Origin of the sequence: Brevundimonas sp. S1H14 (assembly GCF_047716865.1) — a bacterium.
GTDB lineage: Bacteria > Pseudomonadota > Alphaproteobacteria > Caulobacterales > Caulobacteraceae > Brevundimonas > Brevundimonas naejangsanensis.
In genome coordinates this window covers 1,437,020-1,458,073 of record NZ_CP136679.1, presented here as the reverse complement: position 1 = coordinate 1,458,073, position 21,054 = coordinate 1,437,020, and the positions used below count along the sequence as shown (strand labels likewise).

The 21,054-nt window shown below is 66.8% G+C and carries 18 protein-coding genes; 11 read left to right on the top strand and 7 right to left on the bottom strand.

Going from position 1 to position 21,054, the window contains the following annotated elements; translation table 11 throughout:
- Window positions 1-75 precede the first annotated feature (75 nt).
- The 4 genes from RSD66_RS07135 (at window position 76) to pth (ending at window position 3,684) form a co-directional block, all read left to right on the top strand.
- On the top strand, window positions 76-1,011 hold the full coding sequence (locus tag RSD66_RS07135; RefSeq protein WP_119411743.1) for a ribose-phosphate pyrophosphokinase: 936 nt from the start codon (window positions 76-78) through the stop codon (window positions 1,009-1,011).
- Window positions 1,012-1,118: 107 nt separating this feature from the next.
- Entirely contained in the window at window positions 1,119-2,183 is a 1,065-nt protein-coding gene (locus RSD66_RS07130) for a hypothetical protein (protein ID WP_415289456.1), read from the top strand.
- 150 nt (window positions 2,184-2,333) lie between these two features.
- Complete coding sequence (locus tag RSD66_RS07125) at window positions 2,334-2,951, top strand: 50S ribosomal protein L25/general stress protein Ctc (protein ID WP_119411741.1); 618 nt, start codon at window positions 2,334-2,336, stop codon at window positions 2,949-2,951.
- A 127-nt stretch (window positions 2,952-3,078) separates the two neighbouring features.
- Complete coding sequence (pth, locus tag RSD66_RS07120) at window positions 3,079-3,684, top strand: aminoacyl-tRNA hydrolase (RefSeq protein WP_119411740.1); 606 nt, start codon at window positions 3,079-3,081, stop codon at window positions 3,682-3,684.
- 165 nt (window positions 3,685-3,849) lie between these two features.
- Here pth and RSD66_RS07115 read toward each other — a convergent pair whose 3' ends face one another.
- Together RSD66_RS07115 and RSD66_RS07110 are read right to left on the bottom strand one after the other, a co-directional pair.
- Entirely contained in the window at window positions 3,850-5,445 is a 1,596-nt protein-coding gene (locus tag RSD66_RS07115; RefSeq protein WP_415289455.1) for a DUF4139 domain-containing protein, read from the bottom strand.
- A 3-nt stretch (window positions 5,446-5,448) separates the two neighbouring features.
- Entirely contained in the window at window positions 5,449-6,864 is a 1,416-nt protein-coding gene (locus tag RSD66_RS07110) for a DUF4139 domain-containing protein (RefSeq protein WP_415289454.1), read from the bottom strand.
- Window positions 6,865-6,994: 130 nt separating this feature from the next.
- Here RSD66_RS07110 and RSD66_RS07105 point away from each other — a divergent pair, with 130 nt between their 5' ends.
- From RSD66_RS07105 to RSD66_RS07080, 6 genes are all read left to right on the top strand, one after another.
- Complete coding sequence (locus RSD66_RS07105; protein ID WP_415289453.1) at window positions 6,995-7,381, top strand: DUF2946 family protein; 387 nt, start codon at window positions 6,995-6,997, stop codon at window positions 7,379-7,381.
- An 80-nt stretch (window positions 7,382-7,461) separates the two neighbouring features.
- A complete protein-coding gene (locus RSD66_RS07100) occupies window positions 7,462-9,531 on the top strand; it encodes a TonB-dependent receptor family protein (protein WP_415289452.1) in 2,070 nt (689 codons plus the stop codon).
- On the top strand, window positions 9,531-10,919 hold the full coding sequence (locus RSD66_RS07095; protein ID WP_415289451.1) for a PepSY-associated TM helix domain-containing protein: 1,389 nt from the start codon (window positions 9,531-9,533) through the stop codon (window positions 10,917-10,919). The genes RSD66_RS07100 and RSD66_RS07095 overlap by 1 nt, the downstream gene beginning before the upstream one ends.
- A gap of 14 nt (window positions 10,920-10,933) precedes the next feature.
- The gene (locus tag RSD66_RS07090; RefSeq protein WP_415289450.1) at window positions 10,934-11,425 is read left to right on the top strand and encodes a copper chaperone PCu(A)C; all 492 of its coding nucleotides are present in this window, start codon (window positions 10,934-10,936) and stop codon (window positions 11,423-11,425) included.
- Between the two features lie 73 nt (window positions 11,426-11,498).
- Window positions 11,499-12,596, top strand: a complete 1,098-nt coding sequence (gene ychF / locus RSD66_RS07085) for a redox-regulated ATPase YchF (RefSeq protein ID WP_025978095.1) — start codon at window positions 11,499-11,501, stop codon at window positions 12,594-12,596.
- A gap of 130 nt (window positions 12,597-12,726) precedes the next feature.
- Window positions 12,727-13,998 (top strand): O-acetylhomoserine aminocarboxypropyltransferase/cysteine synthase family protein, encoded by a 1,272-nt coding sequence (locus RSD66_RS07080; RefSeq protein ID WP_415289449.1) that lies wholly within the window; start codon window positions 12,727-12,729, stop codon window positions 13,996-13,998.
- A 76-nt stretch (window positions 13,999-14,074) separates the two neighbouring features.
- On the opposite strand, the gene RSD66_RS07075 is transcribed toward RSD66_RS07080, so the two are convergent.
- The 5 genes from RSD66_RS07075 to petA form a co-directional block, all read right to left on the bottom strand.
- Window positions 14,075-15,679 carry a M28 family peptidase gene (locus RSD66_RS07075; protein WP_415289448.1) on the bottom strand — a complete coding sequence of 535 codons (1,605 nt, stop codon included), beginning with the start codon at window positions 15,677-15,679 and terminating at the stop codon, window positions 14,075-14,077.
- A 106-nt stretch (window positions 15,680-15,785) separates the two neighbouring features.
- Window positions 15,786-17,435, bottom strand: a complete 1,650-nt coding sequence (locus tag RSD66_RS07070; RefSeq protein ID WP_415289447.1) for a M28 family metallopeptidase — start codon at window positions 17,433-17,435, stop codon at window positions 15,786-15,788.
- A gap of 145 nt (window positions 17,436-17,580) precedes the next feature.
- Window positions 17,581-18,456, bottom strand: coding sequence for a cytochrome c1 (locus RSD66_RS07065; protein ID WP_024353116.1), 876 nt, complete (start codon window positions 18,454-18,456; stop codon window positions 17,581-17,583).
- Window positions 18,457-18,461: 5 nt separating this feature from the next.
- Window positions 18,462-19,760 carry a cytochrome b gene (locus tag RSD66_RS07060; RefSeq protein WP_024353117.1) on the bottom strand — a complete coding sequence of 433 codons (1,299 nt, stop codon included), beginning with the start codon at window positions 19,758-19,760 and terminating at the stop codon, window positions 18,462-18,464.
- Between the two features lie 17 nt (window positions 19,761-19,777).
- Window positions 19,778-20,332: a ubiquinol-cytochrome c reductase iron-sulfur subunit gene (gene petA, locus RSD66_RS07055; RefSeq protein ID WP_024353118.1), complete on the bottom strand. Its 555-nt coding sequence runs from the start codon at window positions 20,330-20,332 to the stop codon at window positions 19,778-19,780.
- A 195-nt stretch (window positions 20,333-20,527) separates the two neighbouring features.
- Between petA and RSD66_RS07050 the strand changes: the two genes are divergently transcribed.
- Window positions 20,528-20,983 carry a tRNA (cytidine(34)-2'-O)-methyltransferase gene (locus tag RSD66_RS07050; protein ID WP_415289446.1) on the top strand — a complete coding sequence of 152 codons (456 nt, stop codon included), beginning with the start codon at window positions 20,528-20,530 and terminating at the stop codon, window positions 20,981-20,983.
- The last annotated feature ends 71 nt before the right edge of the window (window positions 20,984-21,054 follow it).

The window sequence follows — 21,054 nt, the reverse complement described above, 5'->3', positions numbered from 1 at the left end:
GCCGCCTAGAGAGCGCGTCCAGAAACGCCTCCGCGACTATTGGCGGGGCGATGACGGCGAAAGGATGACCGGTCAATGAAGCTGCTCGCAGGCAATTCGAACCGGACGTTGGCCCAGGCCATTGCTTCCCATCTGGACATGCCGCTGACCAAGGCCCAGGTGAAGCGTTTCGCGGACAATGAAGTGTTCGCCGTCGTCGAGGAAAACGTGCGCGGCGAGGATGTCTTCATCATCCAGTCGACCTCCTATCCGGCCAACGACAACCTGATGGAAATGCTGATCATGACCGACGCGCTGGTGCGCGCCTCGGCCAAGCGGATCACGGCCGTCATGCCCTATTTCGGCTACGCCCGTCAGGACCGTAAGACCGGGGGCCGCACCCCGATCTCGGCCAAGCTGGTCGCCAATCTGATCACTCGCGCGGGCGCCGACCGCGTCCTGACTATGGACCTGCACGCAGGCCAGATTCAGGGCTTTTTCGATATCCCCACCGACAATCTGGTGGCCACGCCCGTGCTGGCGCAGGACATCAAGGAAAACTATCCGCGCGGCGATGATCTGATGATCGTCTCGCCCGACGTCGGCGGCGTGGTGCGCGCCCGCACCCTGGCCAGCCGCCTGGACGCCGACCTGGCCATCGTCGACAAGCGCCGCCCCAAGGCGGGCGAGAGCGAGGTCATGAACATCATCGGCGACGTCGAAGGGCGCCGCTGCATCCTGTTCGACGACATCGTCGATTCGGGCGGTACGCTGGTGAATGCGGCCAAGGCGCTGATCGACCGGGGCGCGACCGAGGTGTCAGCCTATATCAGCCACGGCGTCCTGTCCGGTCCGGCGGTGGATCGCGTCACCAACGGCCCGCTGAAGGAACTGGTGATCACCGACTCCATCGAACAGCCTGACGAAGTTTTGAACTGCTCCAAGATCCGCCGCGTGTCCGTGGCGCCGTTGATGGGCGAGGCCATTCGGCGCATCGCCAACGAAGAGTCGGTCTCCAAGCTGTTCGATTAAGGTTCGGCTAACCATTCCCTCGGCGATATAAGGGCCTGTAGTCTGAGGCGGCGCGCGCCTCGGACGCTTGTCCAAGTGCGTATCGCTTAATCAAGGGAAGACCGCCGATGACCCAGGCCTTCTTGCGCCACGGCCTCTCTGTCGCCGCCGTCGCCGCAGCCGCCGTCCTGGCCAGTTGTTCGACGCCGGAACCGGAAGCCCCGCCGCCGCCTCCTCCCCCGCCGCCGCCTCCGGCGCTGGCGCTGAATCAGAGCGTGGCCGAGGCCGCATCGGTCTATGTCGCCTTTGTGCGCGAAGTCCGCTCGATCCAGGCCGGTTTCCCTGACGCCGAGACCATTCAGGCGGCTGTGCGCAAGGGCGCCGCCGTCGAGGCTGGCCAACTGTCGCGCGGCATGATCGCCTATGGCGCCATCCTGGCCCTGCAGTCGCCCGAGTATGTCGCCGGCGTTCGCCAGTACGCTGCTGATCCGGCCCAGCGCCAACAGATGGTGGCGCGAATCGTTGCCGATCCCGCCTACGCCGCCACCCTGCCCGGCGCCGAATCAGCCGCAGGCCTGATCGCCAGCACCATGGGCAAGGACGCCGAAATCATGACCGCCCTGGCCGAGGCGGTCGAGACGGACGCCTATACGATTCAGGAGCGCACAGACCCTCGTCGCCGCTGGGCCACCCAGCCTGTCGCCGACCGCAACGGTCGGCTGGAGAGCGCCAAATCCCTATCGGCCGTGCCTCGCTTGCCCTCGGCCGAGGATAGCGCCCGCCTGTTCGCCGCCGCCAACAGCGGCTCGGGCCTGAACCTGTCCGCCGCACAGCGCGGCGCGCCCTTCACCCCGGCCATCGTCAACTCCCTGGCCATTGCGGCCCTGGCGGCGCTTGGCGCGGCGGGCGAGGACGCCAAGGCGAACACCGACGCCCTGACGACCGAATCGAACAATGAGTTCTGCCTCAGCATGTCCAAGCTGATGCTGTTCCAGTGTCTGGCGGCGGCCAAGCCGAACTATGAGGACATCTTCTGCGCCGGTCGCCACATCGTGCGCGACATGGCTCAGTGCACGGCCCAGTACACAGGCCCCATGCCGACCATCACCGTGGCTGTGCCGCCTGCGGGCGCGCCCACGCCGATGGCGCAGGCGCAGAACCAGTCGACGCCGACGCCTTCGCCGCACGGTTGAGGCTGAATATCGCTGCGGGCTGAGCCGGGACGGTTGCGTCCGCCCCGTGTTCCGTGTAATAGCCCGCCCTCTTGAATTCGAAGGGTTCATGACCCCGCCGCGCGGGCCCCGGTTCCGCGCAGGCGTTTACTTGTATTGAAGGCGAGCCCGATGGCCGAGATCATTCTGAACGTTGATGTCCGCGAGAACGTGGGCACCGGCGGCGCCCGCGCCGCGCGTCGCGACGGCGCTGTGCCCGGCGTCCTGTACGGCGGCGACAAGGCCCCGGTGGCCATCTCCGTGAACGAACGCGAGTTCCGCAAGTCGCTGTACACCGGCAAGCTGATCGGTCACCTGGTGACCCTGAAGCATGGCAAGGAATCGCAGCCGGTCATCGCCAAGGACATCCAGTTCGACCCGGTCAGCGACCGCCCGCTGCACTTCGACCTGATGCGCGTCGGCGCCAAGGAAGAGATCAAGATCGAAATCCCGGTCGCCTTCGTCAACGCCGACGAAGCCCCCTACACCCGTCAGGGCGGCATGCTGGAAGTCGTGCGCCACACCGTCGAGATCATGGTCCGCGCCGACCGCATCCCGTCGGAACTGGTCGTGGACCTGAAGGGCCGCGAGATCGGCGAGAACATCCGCATCTCGGACATCCAGCTGCCGGAAGGCGCCGCGCCGACCATCGCTGACCGCGACTTCATGATCGCCGCGATCAAGAACTCGGCCGCTGGCCAGTCGGACGCCGGCGACACCACCGCGGAAGCCGAAGCCGAAGAGGCCTGATGTTTCCTCCCCTATCGCCCTGCGCGCGGCACAGGGCTGCTTGAGGGGTTTGAACAACAAGACACAGCCCCGCCGGGTTCATCCGGCGGGGCTTTTCTTTGTCTGAACCTCGGGGCATGAGGACCGCATGATCATCATCGCAGGCCTGGGCAACCCCGGCGCCAAATACGAAAAGAACCGCCACAACATCGGCTTCATGGCCGTGGACGAGATCGCCAGCCGCTGGCGCTTCGGCCCGTCGCGCGCCAAGTTCCAGTCGATCGTCGCCGACGGCGAGGTCGATGGGACCAAGGTCCTGCTGATGAAGCCCCAGACCTATATGAATGAGAGCGGCCGGGCCGTGGGCGAGGCGGCGCGTTTCTACAAGGTGAAGCCCGAGCACGTCATCGTCTTCCACGACGAGATCGATCTGGCGCCCGGCCGCTTCCGCATGAAGCAGGGCGGCGGCGCAGCGGGCCAGAACGGCGTGCGCAGCCTGATCAGCCACCTGGGCGCCGATTTCCGCCGAGCCCGCATGGGCATCGGCCACCCCGGCGAGCCGCAGTTGGTCATGCACCACGTCCTGGGCGACTTCCATAAGGCCGACAAGCCGTGGCTGGATGCGCTGCTGCAAGCCTGCGCCGACGCCCTGCCTTTCGCGGTGAACGGCGACGACGAGCGCTATCAGGGCGAAGTCATGCGCCTGGCCCCCGCGCCGAAGTTCAGCCCCAGACAGGCGGCCAGGGGCGAGTAGTACAAAGCCTCTCCCTCCCCTTCATGGGGAGGGTGGCTGAGGCCGTAAGGCCGAAGTCGGGTGGGGGCGGCGAGGCTATTCAGGCGCTGAGGGTCGATCGCCTAGCCCTCCCCACCCGGTCGCTGCGCGACCACCCTACCCATGAAGGGGAGGGAGAAACACAGCTCAATCCGTCGTCGTCCACGCCGCCTTCAGCGTCGCCGCGCCGTTCGCGGGCACGGCCAGCGTCCACACCGGATAGCCGGTGTCGTCAATCCGACTGCGCACCGACTGGCTGCGGATGCGGAAGCCGCGTTGCATGGCGGCGTTGGCGACCAGTTCCACGGTGACCGCCTCCGAGCGGGCGTTGGTGACCGTAGTCTCGATTTCGGAACGCTGCGTCGTCACCGCCCCCCGTCGAGAGCTGTCCGACTTCACCAGCCGCGTCTGCACCTGCACATCCGGCGACTGACCGAAGTGCAGCCGCACCGGCAGGCCCACGCCCTTGTCCTCGAACCGGTCCTGACCGGCCAGCAGCACGCCGCCTGCGCCATCCGGCTGCATCACCGCCACCGAGCCGCCCGGCAGGGCCACGCCGAGCCCGGCGCGCGCCTCATTGCGCAGTTTCAGGACCACGCCCATCGGACGGGATTCCTCGTCCTGATCCAGCAGTCCGGCGCGATAGACCCGCTCATAGGCCACGCTGTCGCGCTCCAGGAAACGCACCTGCTTGGTCTGGCGCGCCGCGACGGTCGTCGGTTCGGGCAGGGTGTAGATCTTGTAGTCGCCCAGTTCGCCTTGCCGGGCGATCCGGCTTCCGGTCACAACCACTGCATCCATCGCCTCATTGGCGACCATCCGCAGCATGGGAGCAGAAGGCGCCGGAGGCGGCGGAGCCCCGCCATAGCCCGTGAACTGTCCCGATCCGAACGTCGTCGTCCCCTGTGGCCAGCACTGGTTCTGCTGATAACGGACCAGAGGCTCGACCGGCGTGGTGCCTGCATCCTTCCTCAGAGTGCCCGCCACCACCTGCACCGGCGCGTCGGGGAAGCCCGTGCCGCCGAAGTTGGCCAGCGTCACCCAGCCGGTCAGGTCCAGCGTGCCGTCACTCGGATCCAGACGCGCCACATAGTCGGCCGACCACTGAAGCCCTGTCGTCAGATAGGCCAGCGTCACCGTGTGCCGCCCCGCCCGCTCGGCGCGCGTGCGCACCGACAGGGTCGGTTGGTCGCCCAGCCCCTCGGGCACGCGGTCGAACACGACCCGCTCGGTCTGGCCCGAGCAGTCCAGCGCCTCGAACTGGCCGTCGATCTCCAGCACCGTCCCTTGGCCGCCCGCGCGGATGACGGCCGCCTTCTCGACCTGTTCGCCGGTCGCAGGGTTGGTACGGACGACGCGCACCACCTCGCCCACCGACTTTTCCATCAGACTAGCGGGCGACAGCAGGTCGAAGTCGGCGTTGCGCTCGACCACATGGGCGGGCAGCCCCTCCAGCACCGCGCTCTGCGGCACGACGCCGGTGGCCAGTCCGCGAAAGCGGATGATCCCCTCCCCGGCGGGAAGATCGACCGTGCGCGTCTCAACGATCAGGGCCAGGCCCTGCCGGTCCATCCGGTTCCACGACTGCCGCGACTGTTCCATCAGGACGACCGTATCGACCGGCTGGTCGCGATAGATGACCACCGTCGCCCCGTCGGGACGCGCGGACACGCTTTCCGTCTGGGCCCAAACCGTGGGGGCCAGAAGGCTCAACGCCGTGGTGATCGCCAGAAGGCGGCGCATGGATCAGCCGCCCGTCGTGATGGTCGCGGTCAGCCTGGTCTCGCCGTTGGCGGGCACCGGCACGCGCCAGACGACGGTGCGCGCATCGCGCATCTCGCCCTCGATGCTCTGGTCCGTCAGTTCGGTGTCGCGGCCCAGACCGCGCTGGCGCACCTCGACCGTCACCGCCTCGGGCCGGGCGTTGCGGACGGTGTACTCCATCGCATAGCGGGTGCGGAAATAGTCGACCAACCGCTTGGACACCCGCTCGGACGACACCAGACGCGGCTGCACCGTCACATCGAAGGCGTCGCCGGTCGTCACCACGATCTCGGACCCGGCGGGCGAGTGATCGACCTGGCTTTCGCCGATGAAGCGCGGTTCGCCCGCCTCATCCTTCACATAGACGCGGATGACGCCCGCAGGCAGGGCGCGCGCGGCGGCGCCTGATCCGTTGGCGAAGATGACCCCGACCTCGGCCGCTATCGGCTGTTCGGCGGTGGAGAAGCCGTTGATGACCCGCAGATAACGCTTGGTCGCCGGCACGCCGGCCGCGTCGATCAGCCCGACCTGCTTGGTCTGATTGTTGGCCACGGTGACGGCCTCAGGAAGCGGATAGACATAGACGTCGGCCAGAGCGCCTTCTCCGCCCGACTGGGTTCCATTGCCGCGCACGCCGCCGCCGCGAACCGGCTGGCGCGGATTATAGCCGCCCTGATTGCCGATCAGATTGACGTCGCCCGCCACCACCCGCGTCTGGGCGTTGCTGAAGGTCGCGCCGGAGTTGTTCGTCAGCGTCACCCAGCCGGTCAGGTCCAGCTTGCCCGCCTTCTCGTCGAAACGGGCGACATAGTCCGCCTTCCACGTCAGACCGCTGGTCAGATAGGACAAGGTCGTCTCGCGCCGCCCTGCCCCTTCGGCGTCCAGAGTCACGCTGAGCGTCGGGCGGGGGCGCAGGTTCTGCGGCACCCGGTCGAAGATGACGCGCGTCGGCACGCCGTCGTCGCGCAGCACCTCGATACGGTCGCCGATCTGCAGCACCACGCCTTGATTCGCCGCCAGCACGCGCGCGCGCTCGGTCGTTTGCCCCCCCGAGCCGGGGTTGGTGCGGACGATGCCGATCTCATTGCCGACAGCGCTTTCCATCAGCTTGCCGGGCGTCAGCAGGTCATAGTCGAAGTTCTGCTCGACCACCGACAAACCGCGCCCCGACAGCCCCACCGTCTCGGGCCGGATGCTGGCGGATACGCCCGGAAACTCCTGGCGAGAGCGTCCGGCGGGCACGTTCAGGTTCCGCACGTCCTCAACCAGGGCGATGTTCTGATTATAGACCGTCAGTGAGACGCGGTCGGGACCGCCCGGCCCCTCCTCCACCTGTTGCGCGTTTGCGGGCGCCGCGAGAAGCAGGGCGAGAGCGAAGGGTCCGATGGCGCGGATCATGCGTATCCTCGATGGCTATTCGACCGCCACGCTGGCACGGGTAAAGCGGCATTGTCGAGGCGCCGCGCGACCGTCGGTCGCTCCGCATGGTCTGGCTTCCCTGCATGGGAAGGTTTAAGGGGCCTGCATCGTGATCCGCTCTCAGGCAGAAAACTGGTCGACCTGGCGCTCGCTGGCCTTCCTGGCCGCGACGTTCGCCATCGTCATCGGCAGCCTGATGCCGTTCGCGGCTCTGGCCGCCTCCACGCCCGGCCAGCCCGTCGTCATCTGCTCAGCGGATGGTCCCCAGACCATCCAGTCCGGCGGCGTCGACGGCCCGATCAAGGCCGAGATGGGCGCCAAATGCGCCGCCTGCATCATGCCCTTGCTGGCCGCCCTGCCTGCGCCTCCTGCGCCGGAGCCGTCGCCGGTCGTGCGTCTGTCGCAGGCCGTCGTCTACGCCCCCTTCATCGCCAGCCCGCCGCCCCCGGCCCGGGCTCCGCCGCGTCCGCCGTCGCGCGCGCCGCCTCACGCCTGAAAACCAGAAACCCCTGCCGCCTCGCTCGCGTCCAATAGCGACGCCTGCGATTGCACCTCTGTTTTCAGGACTTCAGTTTCATGTTTCTCAAGACCGCTGCGGCGCCGTGCGCCCTGCTGATCGGCGCCTGCCTGGCGCCCGCCCTTGCCCACGCCTACGACCTGCCCGGCGCTGACAGCCCCACCGTCGTCGACAGCATCATCGTCACCGGCCGCCGCAACGCCGAAGACCCGACCGTCGTGGCGGAGGCCCGCGACCGTCTCAGCCGCACCCCCGGCGCCGTGGCCGTGGTGTCGGCCGAAAGCTACTCCGACCGCTTCGTCCAAGGCTTTTCCGACACTCTTCGCAATGTCCCCGGCGTTCTGGCGCAAAAGCGGTTCGGCGAGGAAAGCCGTCTGTCCATTCGCGGGTCGGGCATCGCCCAGGGCTTCCACCAGCGCGGCGTCCTGTTCGCCCAGGACGGCGTGCCCTTCGCCGACGCCGACGGCTTTTCCGACTTCCAGAGCGTGGACTCCCTCAGCGCCCGCTATGTCGAGGTGTGGAAGGGCGCCAACACCCTGCGCTTCGGGGGAGCGCAGCTGGGCGGGGCGATCAACCTGATCACCCCCACCGGCCGCACGGCGAACCAGCGCGCCCTGATGCAGGTCGAGGGCGGCAGCTACGGCTTCGCGCGCGCCCACGGCGCCGTCGCCGAGACCTATGGCGACTGGGATGTCTACGCCGCCGCCACGGCGATGCAGGGCGACGGCTGGCGCGACCACAGCCAGCAGTCGCAGGGGCGCCTGACGGTCAATGCGGGCCGCTCGTTCGGCGAAGACCGCGAGGTGCGCCTGATCGCTCAGGCCGCCGACATCAAACAGGACATGCCCGGCTCCCTGACCCTGAAACAGGCGCTGGAGACCCCGCGCATGGCCTCGGCCAGCGCCCTGTCCGGCGATCAGGCCCGCGACCTGACGGTCAAGCGGCTGACGCTTCAGACCCGCTGGCGCTTCAATGAATCCACCCTGTTCGAGGGCGCGATCTGGGGCTGGGAGAAGTCGCTGTATCACCCGATCTTCCAGGTGATGGATCAGGACAGCACGACGCGCGGCGCCTTCGCCCGCATCGACTGGACCGGCAATGTCGGCGGCCTGCGCGCCGACGCCTTCTACGGCTTCTCGTGGCGCGAAGGAGAAGTCGAGGCCCTGCGCTATGTGAACCTGGCGGGCCAGCGCGACGTCAAGACGGCTGATGCGCGTCAGAACGCCTCCGGCCTGGACGTCTTCGCCGAGGGGCGGCTGTTCGTCACCGAACAACTGGCCCTGGTCGCGGGTGGTTCCTGGGGACGCGCCACGCGCGACTATCTGGACCGCATGACCCCGGCCAATGACGCCAGCCGGACCTATGACTGGTTCTCGCCGCGCATCGGCCTGTTGTGGGAAGCGGAAAGCGGCGCCCAGGTCTTCGCCAACCTGACCCGCTCGGTCGAGCCGCCGACCTATGGAGCCTTGGTTCAGGCGCCGCTGGCCGGCTTCGCCCCGGTCGAGGTTCAGGACGCCTGGACCGGCGAGATCGGCACGCGCGGCCGTCGCGGGCCTCTGGCCTGGGATCTGGTCGCCTATCGCAGCCGGATCGAGGGCGAGATGCTGAACTTCATCACCGGCCCCGACATTCCCGCCGCCACCTTCAACGCCAAAAAGACCATCCACCAAGGCGTCGAGGCCGGGCTGGACTGGACCCTGCCGGTCGAACTGGCGGACGGGTCGCTGATGCTGCGTCAGGTCTATAACTGGAGCGACTTCCGCTTCGACGGCGACGCGCGCTGGGGCGACAACCGCCTGCCGGTCGTGCCTGAGCACCAATACCGGGCCGAACTGACGTGGCGCCATCCGACGGGCGTCTTCGTCACCCCGTCGGTCGAGTGGCGGCTGTCCAGCCCCTATGTCGACTACGCCAACACCATGAAGGCTTCGGACTACGTCGTGCTGGGCCTGACCGGCGGCTTCAACATCGGCCCGAACGCCTCAGTCTACATCGACGCGCGCAACCTGACCGACAAGCGCTACGTCGGCGAATTCTCGGCTGTGACGGACGCCAGCACAACACAGACGGCCGTCTTCTTCCCCGGCGAGGGCCGTTCGGTCTTCATCGGCCTGCGGTTGGCCTACTGATGACCGTCTCTCTCAAGAACAAGGCGCCGGACATGATGTCCGGCGCCTATCGGACCGTCTGGCGCTGGCACTTCTACGCCGGAGTGCTGGTCATGCCGTTCCTGATGCTGCTGACGCTGACGGGCGGCCTCTATCTGTTCAAGGACGAGATCGACCACGCCGTCTATCGCTCCATGATCGAGGTTCCGGTCAGCGCTCAGCAGGCCGATCCCGATCAGTGGCTGGCCGCCGCCGCCCGCGCGGGCGAAGGCCGGGCAGCGAATGTGCTGGTGCCTGACCGCGCCGATCAGGCCGTGCGCGTGCGCGTCGACCGGCCCGACGGCGCCCAGCGCACCGTCTTCGTCGATCCGCATACGGCCACGGTCACCGGCGTCACCGCCTATGGCGGCGTGACCGAGACGATCAAGAAGCTGCACTCCCTCAGCCTGTTCGGCGGCCCCATCGGCACGGCGCTGAACATTCTGGTCGAGATCGTCGCGGGCTGGGCCATCATCCTGTGCGCCACCGGCCTCTATCTGTGGTGGCCGCGCCGCCGCGCCGGCGCCGTGCTGAAGCCCAGCGAGACGGACGCCCGTCGACGTCCCTTCTGGCGCGATGTCCACGCCCTGACCGGCTTCTACGTCGGCGGGGTGATCATCTTCCTCGCGGCCACGGGGATGCCGTGGTCGGCCGTCTGGGGCGATCAGTTCATGGGCGTCATGCGCGGCACCGGACTGGGCCGCCCGCCCGCGCCCGCCGCCGCCAGCCCCTGGAGCCATGCCAAGCCTCACGACGCCCCGGCAGGCGTGGGTTGGACGCTGGAGAACGCAGTCCTGTCCGCCGACAGCCACGCGCATGGCCACTCACACTCAGCTCCCAGTCTGACGCGCGTGCTTCAGACGACCCACGAACAGGGCCTGCCGCGCCCCTTCACCGTCAGCATCCCCCAATCCTCCGATCTAGCCTGGACCGTCGCCCGCCAGACCCGCAAGGCCGAGGACGCCCGCAGCCTCTATGTCGACGGCGTCAGCGGCGAGGTGAAGGCCGACCTGCGCTGGAGCCAGTTCGGCGTCATGGCCAAGAGTTTTGAGTGGGGCATCGCCGTCCATCAGGGACTGCAATACGGCTGGATCAACCGCATCGTCATGCTGATCGGCTGCATCGCCGTCTGGCTGCTGGCGATCAGCGGCCTGATCATGTGGTGGATGCGCCGCCCGCCCAGCCTGTCGCGACGCAATTCCGGCGCCCCGCCCGCTCCGCCCGGCTCGCGCGCAAGAATCGCCGTGCTGTGCATCGTCATCCCCCTGTCCATCCTCTATCCCTTGACGGGACTGAGCCTCGTGGCCGCCCTGCTGCTCGACCGAGCGGTGCGTGCGTTCACCGGGTCCAAGCCCGTCGCAGCCTCTTGATAAGGAGCTTCAACATGAAACGTCTGTTCGCCCTGACCGCCCTGTCGGCCGCCGCCCTCACACTCGTCGCCTGCGGCCAGCCCGCCGAGAAAACGGCCGAGGTCGTCGACGCGACGGTCGCCCCCGGCACGGTCCAGGTCGCCGACGCCTGGTGCCGCCCCACGCCCAACGGCGCCAAGGCCGGGGGCTGCTATCTGACCCTGACGGCGGGTTCCGACGACCGTCTGGTCAGCGTCTCGACCGCTCTGGCCCAGTCGGCCGAGGTGCATGAGATGAAGATGGAGAACGGCGTCATGAGCATGGCCCACCTGCACGACGGCCTGCCCCTGCCCGCCGGAACGCCGGTCGAGCTGAAGCCGGGCGGCAACCACATCATGCTGATGGGCCTGCGCGATCCTCTGGTCGATGGCCGGATCGCCTCCTTCACCCTGACGTTCGAAAAAGCCGGTCCGATCAGCGTCCACGCGGCGATCAAGCAGCCCCCGGTGGTGGATTCGGAAGAGTAAGAAGCTCTCTTGGCGGCGCGAGCCTGACAAACCGGCCCGAACCGGCTAAAGGCTCGCGCTCACGAGGAATACCATGGCCCTGAAAGTCGCGATCGTCGGCTTGCCCAACGTCGGCAAGTCCACCCTGTTCAACGCCCTGACCAAGACGGCGGCGGCCCAAGCGGCCAACTATCCGTTCTGCACCATCGAGCCGAACACCGGCGACGTGGCCGTGCCGGAACCGCGGCTGAACGTCCTGGCCGGCATCGCCGGGTCCAAGGAGATCATCCCCGCGCGGATCACCTTCGTCGACGTGGCGGGCCTGGTGCGCGGCGCGTCGAAGGGCGAGGGCCTGGGCAACCAGTTCCTGGCCAACATCCGCGACTGCGACGCCATCGCCTTCGTCGCCCGCTGCTTCGTCGATGACGACATTACCCACGTCGAGAACCGCATCGACCCCATCTCGGACCTCGAGATCATCGAGACTGAGCTAATGCTGGCCGACCTCGAGAGCCTGGAGCGTCGCCGCGTCCAGATCGAGAAGCGCGCCAAGGGCGGCGATAAGGAATCCCAGCTGAACCTGAAGCTGATCGACGCCGCGCTCGAAAAGCTGCGCGACGGCAAGCCCGCGCGTCTGGCCGAGGTGTCCAAGGAGGACAAGAAGGCCTGGGACATGCTGCAACTGCTGACCGCCCTGCCCGCCCTCTACGTCGCCAACGTCGAGGAAGGCTCGGCCGACAAGGGCAATGAGCTGTCCGACCTGGTCGCCAAGCGCGCCGCCGAGGACAACGCCAACTCAGTGGTCATCTCGGCCCAGATCGAGTCGGAAATCGCCGTCCTGGACGACGAGGAGCAAAAAGAGTTCCTCGAAACCCTGGGTCTGGAAGAGCCCGGTCTGAACCGCCTGATCCGCGAGGCCTACAAACTGCTGGGCCTGCAGACCTACTTCACCGTCGGCCCCAAGGAAGCGCGCGCCTGGACCATCCCCGTCGGCGCCACCGCGCCGCAGGCGGCGGGCGTGATCCACACCGACTTCGAAAAGGGCTTCATCCGCGGCGAAACCATCGCTTTCGACGACTATGTCGCGCTGAAGGGCGAAGCGGGCGCCAAGGAAGCGGGCAAGATGCGCGCCGAAGGCAAGGCCTATATCGTCAAGGACGGGGATGTGATGCATTTCCTGTTCAACAACTAGGGCGTTTTCTCAGGGCGGTTAGAAAATCTGACCGCCCTGATAGAATTGCTGAAAACTTATGCCCTTGCGGGTATCGCCGAAGCCCTGGATGAATCAGCCCGACTGACGCTGAAAATTCTCCAGGGAAGCCATGAAGTTCGACACCCTCGCCGTGCACGCGGGCTATACGCCCGATCCGACCACCAAATCGGTGGCCGTGCCCATCTATCAGACCACGAGCTACGCCTTTGACGACACCCAGCACGGGGCCGACCTGTTCGACCTGAAGGTGGCGGGCAACATCTACACCCGCATCATGAACCCGACCTCGGACGTGCTGGAGCAGCGTCTGGCGGCGCTGGAGGGCGGGGTCGCGGCCCTGACCGTGGCCTCGGGCATGGCGGCCATCACCTATGCCATCCTGACCATCGCCGAGGCCGGCGACAACATCATCGCCACGGGCGCCCTGTATGGCGGCACCTACAACCTGTTCGCCCACACCCTGCCCCAGTACGGCATCGAGGTGCGCTTCATCGACGCCGACGACATCGCGGCGGTGGCGGCCAATACGGATGAGCGGACCAAGGCGGTCTTCTGCGAATCCATCGGCAATCCGCTGGGCAATGTGGTGGACTTCGCCGCCCTGGCCGACGCCGCCCACGCGCAAGGCCTGCCGCTGATCGTCGACAACACCGTGCCGACCCCCTACCTGACCCGGCCGATCGAGCATGGCGCCGACATCGTCGTCCACGCCCTGACCAAATATATCGGCGGCCACGGCACCTCGATCGGCGGCGCCGTCATCGACGGCGGGACCTTCCCCTGGGCCGAGCACAAGGAACGCTTCCGCCGCCTGAACGAGCCGGAAGTCAGCTACCACGGCGTAGTCTATACCGAGGCCTTCGGCCCGGCGGCCTTCATCGGCCGGGTGCGTACGGTGCTGTTGAGGAACACCGGCGCAGCCATCTCGCCGTTCAACAGCTTCCTGATCCTGCTGGGGCTGGAGACGCTGGCCCTGCGCATGGACCGCCACGTCGAGAACGCCACGGCCGTCGCCCAGTGGCTGAAGGCGCACCCCAAGGTCGACTGGGTCAACTATGCGGGCCTGGCCGAGCACAAGGATCACGCCCTGATCCAGAAGTATTTCGGCGGCAAGGCCTCGGGTCTGCTGACCTTCGGAGTGAAGGGCGGCCGCGAGGCCGGCGCCCGCTTCCAGGACGCGGTCAAGCTGTTCACCCGACTGGTCAACATCGGCGACGCCAAGTCGCTGGTCTGCCACCCAGCCTCGACCACCCACCGCCAGTTGTCGCCCGATGAACTGAAGAAGGCGGGCGTGACTGAGGACACCGTCCGTCTGTCGGTCGGCATCGAGCACATCGACGACCTGATCGCCGACCTGGAGCAGGCGCTGGCGGCGGTCTGACCGTCAAAGGCTGACATGAGAAGGCCCTCTGCCCGGCGATGGACAGAGGGTCTTTCTTCTTGCGCCTAAGCCGCCTCTAGCGTCTCGCCGCCGCGCTGCGGTCGCGGACCTGGCCGAACTCCGACGTCGGCTTCCACGTCGGCCACTCGTCGCCGTTGGCCAGATCCAGACCCAGTCGATACAGCAGAGTCAGATTCTCGACCGCTGAGCGCAGATCCCAGTCCGCCGACCATTCGTCGCTGGGACGGTGATAGTCGGCGCCGAACTTGGCCTTCCACGCCGCCAGTCCCGCTTCGCGTCCGCCCTCGACCCAGTCCACGCCGTGCCACGGCATCAGGGCCGGGACCCCGGCGCGGGCGAAGGGGAAGTGGTCCGAGCGATAATAGAAGTTCTGCTCCGGCTGGCCGTCGTCGGAGACATAACGCCCCTCCTTCTCGGCCAGGGCCTGCAGGTCGTCCTCAAGGCTGTTCTGCCCCTTGCCGAAGATCGGCACGTCCTTCGTCGGGCCGCTGAGAGGCAGCATGTCGATGTTGATGTCAGCTACAGTCGTCTCCAGCGGATAGACCGGATCGGCGACATAGGCGTAGGCGCCCAGCAGGCCCATTTCCTCCGCCGCCATATGGGCGAAGACGATGCTGCGTTTCGGCGTCGGCGCGGCCTTCAACTGACGGGCCATTTCGACCACGCCGATGGTGCCCGAGGCGTTGTCCCAGGCGCCGTTGAAGATCTTGTCGTCGCCTGCGGTATTCTCATTGACGCCGACATGGTCCCAGTGGGCCGAATAGATGATGACCTCGTTCGGGCGCTCGCTGCCGGTGATGCGGGCCAGCAGATTGTGGGTGCGCAGGATTTCGACCGTCTCCTCGGCCGCGGCGGTGATCCGCACATCCAGCGGAAAGGCGCGGAAATCGCCGGTCTGGAGCCGGGGCTTCAGCGTCGCTAGATCCACGCCCATTTCGGCGGCTGCATCACGGTTGACGGCGCCGCTCAGCGTCAGTTCGGCCGAACCGGGCGTCAGGGTACGGGTCCGCGTCGCCCCGCCCGTTTCGCGGCGCCACGCAGCGGCGCCCGCGTCGCCGTCGATGATCGTCAGAACCGCGACCGCGCCGCGCCGCTCGGCCTCGTCGGCCTTGTAGGCGGCGGACTGATAGTTGGTGGCGTAGGGGCCGTTGAACAGGTCGCCGTCAGGCTCGCCCGCCACGACCAGGACGACCGCCCCTGTCACATCCAGATCGCCATAGTCGTCCCAGCCCCTTTCGGGCGCATGGATCCCGTAACCGGCGAAGACGACGGGTGCGTTCGCCACCTCACCGGCCGCCGCATCGTTCATCGCGCGCAGGGTGAAGTCCGTGCCCGCGATCAGGGCTCGCCCCTGAGACGTCGCACCAGACCAGGTCAGCGTCGGCTGGCCCTTGGGCGTCAGCCGCTTCAGGTCGATGATCTGCAGCCATTGGCCGTCAGGACCGCCCGGCTCCATCCCCATGGCTTCATACTGAGCCTGCAGCCAGTCCAGCGTCTTCTTCTCGCCCTCAGTGCCCGGATAGCGGCCCTGGAAATCGTCGGCGCTGATGATGCGTATCTCATCCGACAGGCGCTGGGCCGAAAAGTCCTGGGCCGAGACCGCGCCTGCAACCAGCAGCAGGGCGGCGGCGGCGACGCCGCGAATGAAGCGGTGGTGCATGGCGATTCCCTTCAGCCTCCCCCACGAGGCCCGTTTTGATAGTCATAGGGCGGCCTCTTGCGAGGCCGCCCCTTACATTTTCGTCATGTTCGTCGCGAAAGACGGATCAGCGGCGCTGAGCGGCGCTCTTGGCGCGCTCGGGGCCGAACTCCGAACCGGCCTTCCATTCGGGCCAGTCACGGCTGTTAGCCAGGTCCTGGCCGACCTTGAACATGACTTCCAGGTCCTGAAGCATGCCGGCGTAGTCCCAATCGGCCTCCCACTCATCTGCCGCCTGGTGGTAGCGGTTGGCGCGATAGTCGGCGGCCTTGGCCTGACGCGGCTCGATCGGCGCATCGACGAAATCGCCGGTCGACGACAGATAGGCCATCGGCACGCCCTTCTTGGCCAGCGGGAAGTGATCCGAGCGGAAGTAGATGCCCGCTGCGGCCCCAGCATCGCCGACGAAGCCGCGTCCCTGCGCCGCCGCCGCCGCGATCACCGGCTCGTCCAGCTCCGAATGGCCATAGCCGGTCACGCCCAGCTTGTTCATGCGGCCGAACACGGCGGCCGAGTCCAGGTTGAAGCCGCCGACGGTCTTCTCCAGCGGATACAGCGGGTTTGCGGCGTAGAATTCCGACCCCAGCAGGCCGCTTTCCTCGCCGGTGAAGCTGATCATGACGATGGTGCGTTCCGGCTTCGGTCCGGCCGACCACTGACGCGCCAGTTCCAGAAGGCCGGCCGTGCCCGATGCGTTGTCGATGGCGCCGTTGAAGATGCGGTCGCCGTTGGCGTCCGGCTCGCCCATGCCGATGTGGTCCCAGTGGCCGGTGTACAGGATGGTCTCGTCCGGATGGGTCGAGCCTTCCAGCTTGGCCACGACGTTGTGGGTGACGATGCGGTCGGTGGCGACGTCGAAGCTGGCGTCGACCGTCGCGCCCTTCAGCTCAACCGGCTGGAAGTCTCGGCTGCGCGCCTTGATCTTCTCCTGCTCGAAATCGAGCCCGGCGCGGCGGAACAGATCGACCGCCAGATCACGCTGGATCCAACCTTCCATCGCCACGCGTTCGGACGCCGGATCAGCGCGCACGATGTCGAACTGCGGCACGCCCCACGAGTTGGCGACCGTGGTCCAGCCGTAGGAAGCGGGCTTGGTCTCGTGCACGATCAGCACGCCCGCAGCGCCCTGACGCGCGGCTTCCTCGAACTTGTAGGTCCAGCGGCCGTAGTAGGTCATGGCCTCGCCGCCGAAGGTGTTCAGCGACGGGTCTTCAAAGTCGGCGTCATTGACCAGGACGACGATGACCTTGCCGCGCACGTCGGTCTTGAAGTCGTTCCAATCACGCTCGGGCGCACTGATGCCATAGCCGACGAAGACCAGCGGCTTGTCCTTCAGGTCGACCGCAGCGCCCGGCAGGCGCGTCGTCATGGTGACTTCCTGGCCCTGCGTCAGCGACTGGCTCCAGTCGCCCAGCTTCAGCCGGCCCGCCACGTTGGAAACGGCGAAACGGTTCAGCCCGACCGCCTGGGTCCAACCGCCGTTCTCACCGCCCGGCGCGAAGCCAGCGGCGGCGTACTGGCGGCTCAGATAGTCGATGACCTTCTGCTCGGCCGGGGTGGCGATGCCGCGTCCCTCGAAGCTGTCATCCGACAGGACGCGGATGTCTTCGGAAATGCGCGCGGCGTCGAAGGCCGGCGCGGTCTGGGCCTGTACGGCGGCCGCCGCGCCCAGAGCGGCGGCAAAGGCCAGAACGGCGATGGAAGATGAAATACGCATACAGGCTCACCCCTCGGAGAATTCGATGCTGGGACCGTAGTCAGCCCGCTCGCAGGTGTCGACTGCCGAAAGGCGCTGAGCAGCCATGAAAAAACCCGCCGGATCGCTCCGGCGGGTTCTTTCGTTTCGATCAGACAATCGCGCCTTAGTGGGCGACGCCCTTCCAGATGCGGCGGTAGCTGGCGTAGGTCACGCCCGCGAAGGCCAGCAGGAAGATGATGACGCCGAAGCCCATCTGCTTGCGCTCGACCATCTTCGGCTCGGAGGTCCAGGCGATGAAGGCGGCGACGTCCTTGGACATCTGGTCCACCGTCGCCTCGGTGCCGTCGTCATAGGTGACCTGGCCGGCGCTCAGCGGCGGCGGCATGGCGATGAAGCCGCCCTTGGGCACGTCGCCCTTGCCGGTCCAGAACGGGGTCATGTCGCCGGCCATATAGGGGTTGTAGTGCTGGGTCTCGGTCATCTTCAGACCCGCCGGCGGAGCGGAATAGCCCGACAGCAACGAGTAGATGTAGTTGGCGCCGTCGTGACGCGCCTTGGCCATGACCGACAGGTCCGGCGGCATGGCGCCGCCGTTGGCCGCAGCCGCAGCCGTCGGGTTCGGATAGGGGTTGGGGAAGCGGTCGGCCGTGGTGGCGTCGCGCATCAGGGCCTCGCCCGTTTCCGAGTCGATGTCGCCGACCTGGATTTCCTTGGCCAGCGCCTTCACGACCGGGTTGTCGTTCGGGTTCGGATACTTCGGATTCCAGAACGGGCCGTGCTTATCGCCCAGGTTGCGGAAGTGCACCATATCCATGCCGTGGCAGGAGGCGCAGACTTCGCGATAGACCTTATAGCCGCGTTGCAGCTGGCCCTGATCGAAGGTGCCGAACGGCCCGGCGAAGCTGAAGCCGCCGTCGCGCGGATGCTTGGCGCCCCCGGCGGCCATCGCCGGAGCGGCGATGGCGACCAGGCCGACAGCGGCCGTCACAGAGACAAGGATCTTGCGGAAGGACACGGTCTTTTTCTCGTTGCTCATCATCGCGCTCACGCCTTCTCGGCTGCGGTCGACGGGAGCACGGGCTCCGAGATCGTCGCCGGGATCGGCAGCGGCTTTTCCTTCAGTCCCACGAAGAACATGATCGGCCCAAGGAAGGCGAAATAGTACAGCGTGAACAAACGGGTCAGCCACAGGTAGGAGTTCAGCTGGCCGTCGATCAGGTTGAAGCTGGGCATGCCCGGCACGACCGGAGCGTCCGGCAGTTGCGCGCCGCACCAGCCCAGTCCGAAGCAGACGAACAGGAAGATAATGAAGAAGGTCCGCATCGTCGGGCGGTAACGCATCGAGCGCACCTTGGACGTATCGATCCACGGCAGGACGAACAGGATGCCGATCGCCGCGAACATGGCCACCACGCCGCCGAACTTGTCGGGAATGGCGCGCAGGATCGCGTAGAAGGGCAGCATGTACCACTCAGGCACGATGTGCGCCGGAGTCTGCAGCGGGTTGGCCGGGATGTAGTTGTCGGCGTGGCCCAGAGCGTTCGGCTGATAGAAGACGAAGACCGCAAACAGGATCAGGAACAGGATGATCGCGAAGCCGTCCTTGACCGTGAAGTACGGGTGGAAGGGCAGCATGTCCTTCTTGGCGCGGTCCTTCGGGATCAGGATGCCGACCGGGTTGTTCTGACCGGCGGCGTGCAGGGCCCACAGGTGCAGCACAACGCAGCCGGCGATGACGAACGGCAGCAGGTAGTGCAGCGAGAAGAAGCGGTTCAGCGTCGCATTGTCGATCGCCGGGCCGCCACGCAGCCAGATCAGGATCGGCTCGCCGACGACCGGAATGGCGCCGATCAGGTTGGTGATGACCTCAGCGCCCCAGAAGGACATCTGGCCCCACGGCAGGACGTAGCCGAGGAAGGCGGTGGCGATCATCAGGAAGAAGATCACGCAACCGACGATCCAGATCATCTCGCGCGGCGCCTTGTAGGAGCCGTAGTATAGGCCCCGCAGCATGTGCAGATAGACGGCGATGAAGAACATCGACGCGCCGTTGGCGTGCACATAACGGATCAGCCAGCCGCCGTTCACGTCGCGCATGATGCGCTCGACCGAGGCGAAGGCCATGTCGACGTGCGGGGTGTAGTGCATGGCCAGGACGATGCCGGTGATGATCTGGGTCATCAGGCAGAGCGCCAGGATGCCGCCGAAGGTCCACCAGTAGTTCAGGTTCCTCGGGGTCGGCAGGTTCGCATAGTCCATGCCGAAACGGATGATCGGCAGGCGCGTGTCCATCCACCGCTCGACAGCGGTTTTCGGGACGTAAGTGGATTCGTGATCGCTCATGGTTCCTCTGTCCGTCCTCAGCCGATCTTCACGCGGGTGTCGGACATGTATTCGTAGTTCGGCACGATCAGGTTCAACGGCGCCGGGCCCTTACGGATACGCCCCGAGGCGTCGTAGTGCGAACCGTGGCACGGGCAGAACCAGCCGCCGTACTCGCCGGCGTTGAAGGTCGGCACGCAGCCCAGGTGGGTGCACGAGCCGATGACGACGAGATATTTCTCGTGACCGGCCTTGGTGCGCTCGGCGTCGGTCTGCGGCGGGCTGCCCACGGCGCCCTCGTCGATGACCTTGGTCAGCTCGGCCGGAGTGCGATAGCGCACGAAGACCGGTTTGCCCTGCCACTTGATGACGACCTGCTGGCCTTCCTGAACCTTGGTCAGATCGAATTCGATCGACGCCAGGGCCAGGGTGTCGGCCGCCGGGTTCATCTGGTTGATCAGCGGCCACGCCACCATCACGCCAGCACCGGCCGCAGCCGCACCTGCCGCAATGTGGATGAAGTCGCGGCGGGTGGCGTCGCCACCCCCGTGTTGGCCGTCAGGCCCGTCAGCATTCACGACCGATTCGGCCACGCGTTTCACCTCTGCATCGCCGGTCGTCCGCCCCAAGATGGAACGTCAACCGAATGGAACCCTTTGTGCGAAGGCAAACCCCTGCCCGTCCGGCCTTGGTTTCGGCTGCTTCAGACAAGTCGCGAAAGCGATTTGCGAAACAGTCGCAACAAAAGCCGCGACAAGGCCCCGCCCCGCGCGTATGAGGGCCTTAGAATGCGTCTCGCCCTTTTTCAACCTGACATCCCCCATAATGTCGGCGCCTGCATCCGTCTGAGCGCCTGTTTCGGCGTGGAATTGCACGTCATCGAGCCCACGAGCTTTAATTTCGACGATCGGGCGATGAAGCGGGCGGCTCTGGATTACGGGCCTCTGTCCCATATGACGCGCCATGCCGACTGGGAGACTTTCCAGCGCGACCGCGCGCCGGGTCGGCTGGTGCTGTTCACGACGCGCGCGGCCGAGCCGCTGACGGATTTCGTGTTCCAGCCCGACGACGTCCTGCTGTTCGGCAAGGAGAGCGCCGGTTCGCCCGACTACGTCCACGCGGCGGCCGATGCGCGAATCTATATTCCGATCCGGCCGGAAGCCCGGTCTCTGAACCTGTCGGTCAGCGCCGGGATCGGCCTGCATGAGGCGTTGAGGCAGATGCAGGGGTTGCCGCAGCGCTGATTCTTCTCCCCTTGAGGGAGAAGGTGGACGGCGGAGCCGGACGGATGAGGGGTGCGAAGACGCGCGCTCGC